The organism is Mycobacterium sp. TH-M116 (assembly GCF_057473685.1).
Map to the genome: position 1 here is coordinate 1 of NZ_JBYCLC010000188.1, position 3,084 is coordinate 3,084.

Here is a 3,084-nt window from a genome sequence, read left to right on the forward strand (position 1 = left end):
GCCGGGCAAGCACGATTGGCCGTTCGCGGACCGGGCCTTCGCGGCCGCGCTGCCCTGGCTGGCGGGTCGACTGGGCACGCCGGGGGTTGCGCGCACATCCTTGCCCCCTGCGTCCGCCACTGCAGTGGTGGTCCCGGCCCAGCATTCCAGCACCCACCGGCGCTAGCGGCGAGCGCTCACGCAGTCCCGGCGAATCAACCGATCCCGGCCCCGGATGCGACAGCTGCGGCGACGCGAGACATAAACGTCTGCGACGCCATACGGCGTGTCGTCGCAGACGTTTATGTGTCGCGGAAAGATTGGTCAGGCCGTGACTTTGCGCCGGCGGCTGGGTCGCCGCGGGGCGCGCACCGGAGCACGGCCGATGACCTCGGCGAGGAACTTGCCGGTGTAACTTTCCGGGACCGCGGCGACGTCCTCCGGCGTGCCCTGCGCGACAACCGTTCCGCCCCCGGAGCCGCCCTCGGGGCCCATGTCGACGATCCAGTCCGAGGTCTTGATCACGTCCAGGTTGTGCTCGATGACGATGACGGTGTTGCCTTTGTCGACGAGGCCGTTGATGACGTTCAGCAGCTTGCGGATGTCGTCGAAATGCAAACCGGTGGTGGGTTCGTCGAGGATGTAGACGGTCCGTCCGGTCGAGCGCTTCTGCAGTTCGGCGGCCAGCTTGACGCGCTGCGCCTCGCCGCCGGACAGCGTCGGCGCGGGCTGGCCGAGCCGCACATATCCCAGCCCGACGTCGACCAGCGTGCGCAGGTAGCGGTGAATGCCGCTGATCGGTTCGAAGAACTCGCACGCTTCCTCGATCGACATGTCCAGCACTTCGGCGATCGTCTTGCCCTTGTAGTGCACCTCGAGGGTTTCCCGGTTGTAGCGGGCGCCGTGGCACACCTCGCACGGCACGTACACGTCGGGCAGGAAGTTCATCTCGATCTTGATGGTGCCGTCGCCGGTGCACGCCTCGCAGCGGCCGCCCTTGACGTTGAACGAGAATCGGCCGGGCTGGTAGCCGCGGACCTTGGCCTCGGTGGTGGCCGCGAACAGGGTGCGGATCTTGTCGAAGACACCGGTGTAGGTGGCCGGGTTGGACCGCGGGGTGCGCCCGATCGGCGACTGGTCGACCCGCACCAGCTTGTCGAGGTGGTCCAGCCCGGTGACCCGGGTGTGGCGACCGGGGACCTGGCGCGCGCCGTTGAGCCGGTTGGCCAGCACCGCGGCCAGGATGTCGTTGACCAGTGTGGACTTGCCCGACCCCGACACGCCCGTCACCGCGGTCAGCACACCCAGCGGGAATGCCACGTCGATGCCCCGCAGGTTGTGCTCGCGCGCGCCCACCACCGTCAACTGCCGGCGCGGGTCGACGGGCCGGCGCACGGCGGGAACCTCGATGCTCTCCTTGCCCGCCAGGTAGGCGCCCGTCAGCGACTCCTCGTTGGCCAGCAACTCGCTGTAGGTTCCGCTGTGCACGATGCGGCCGCCGTGTTCGCCGGCCCGTGGGCCGATGTCGACGACCCAGTCGGCGTGGGCGATGGTGTCCTCGTCGTGCTCGACGACGATCAGGGTGTTCCCCAGATCCCTTAAGCGCGTTAGTGTTTCGATGAGGCGGCGGTTGTCGCGCTGATGCAGGCCGATGGACGGCTCGTCGAGCACGTAGAGGACCCCCACCAGGCCGGACCCGATCTGGGTGGCCAGCCGGATGCGTTGCGCCTCGCCGCCGGACAGCGTCCCCGCCGCCCGCGACAGCGACAGGTACTCCAGCCCGACGTCGAGCAGAAAGCCCAACCGCGACTGGATCTCCTTGAGCACCTGTCCGGCGATGGCCTGCTCACGCGACCCGAGGGTGAGGGTGTTCAGGAAGTCCGCGCAGTCCGAGATCGACAGCTCGCAGACCTCGGCGATGGACTTCTCCCCGTGCTCCCCCGCGGCCAGCGTCACCGCCAGGATCTCCTGCTTGAGCCTGGCGCCCCCACACTCCGGGCAGGGCACGTCACGCATGAAGCCCTCGTAGCGCTCCTTCATCTGCTCGGATTCCGTCTGCGCCATCTTGCGCTGCAGGAACGCCAGCACGCCTTCGAAATCGGCGTAGTAGGAGCGGGTCCGCCCGTACCGGTTGCGGTAGCGCACGTGCACCTGATGGTCGGAGCCCTCCAGGATCGCCTTGCGCGCCTTGGCCGGCAGCTTGCGCCACGGCGTGTCGACGTCGAAGCCCAGCTCCTCGCCGAGACCGGCCATCATCCGGGTGAAGTACTCCGCGGTGTTACCGTTCGACCACGGCGCGACGGCGCCTTCGGACAGCGTGCGGTCCGGGTCGGGGATCACCAGCTCGGGGTCGACCTCCTTGCGGATGCCCAGGCCCGAGCACTCGGGGCACGCCCCGTAGGGCGAGTTGAACGAGAACGAGCGCGGCTCCAGGTCGTCGACGGCCAGCGCGTGCCCGTTGGGGCAGGCCAGCTTCTCGGAGAACCGCTGCTCGCGGGGACGGTCGTGCTCGTGGGCCCGGTCATCGGGGAACTCCAGCACCACGATGCCGTCGGCGAGGCTCAGCGCCGTCTCCACCGAGTCGGTGAGCCGCTGCTTGGCGGTGGCCTTGACGGTGAGGCGGTCGACCACCACCTCGATGTCGTGCTTCTCCTGTTTCTTCAGCTTGGGCGGGTCGGTCAGCGGGTGCACGACGCCGTCGACCCGCACCCGGCTGTAGCCCTGCCCGTTCAGCTTCTCGAACAGGTCGGCGAACTCACCCTTGCGGGTGCGCACCACCGGCGCGAGCACCAGGAACCGGGTGCCCTCGGGCATCGCCAGCACCTGGTCGACGATCTGCTGCGGGGTCTGGCGCGCGATCCGCTCCCCGCAGACCGGGCAGTGCGGTGTGCCCGCGCGCGCGTAGAGCAGCCGAAGGTAGTCGTAGACCTCGGTGATGGTCCCGACCGTCGAGCGCGGGTTGCGGTTGGTCGACTTCTGGTCGATCGACACCGCCGGCGAGAGGCCCTCGATGAAGTCGACGTCCGGCTTGTCCATCTGCCCCAGGAACTGCCGCGCATAGGCCGACAGCGACTCGACGTAGCGGCGCTGCCCCTCGGCGAAGAT

The 3,084-nt window shown here is 68.8% G+C and carries 1 protein-coding gene and 1 pseudogene; one reads left to right on the plus strand and one right to left on the minus strand.

Annotation, left to right across the window (positions count from 1 at the left end):
- Positions 1-166: pseudogene (locus AC2VOK_RS09500) on the plus strand (esterase family protein); the annotation flags it as partial.
- Positions 167-303: 137 nt separating this feature from the next.
- On the opposite strand, the gene uvrA reads toward AC2VOK_RS09500, so the two are convergent.
- Positions 304-3,084 (minus strand): excinuclease ABC subunit UvrA (gene uvrA, locus AC2VOK_RS09505; RefSeq protein ID WP_428900249.1); only part of this gene is annotated, 2,781 nt, incomplete at its 5' end.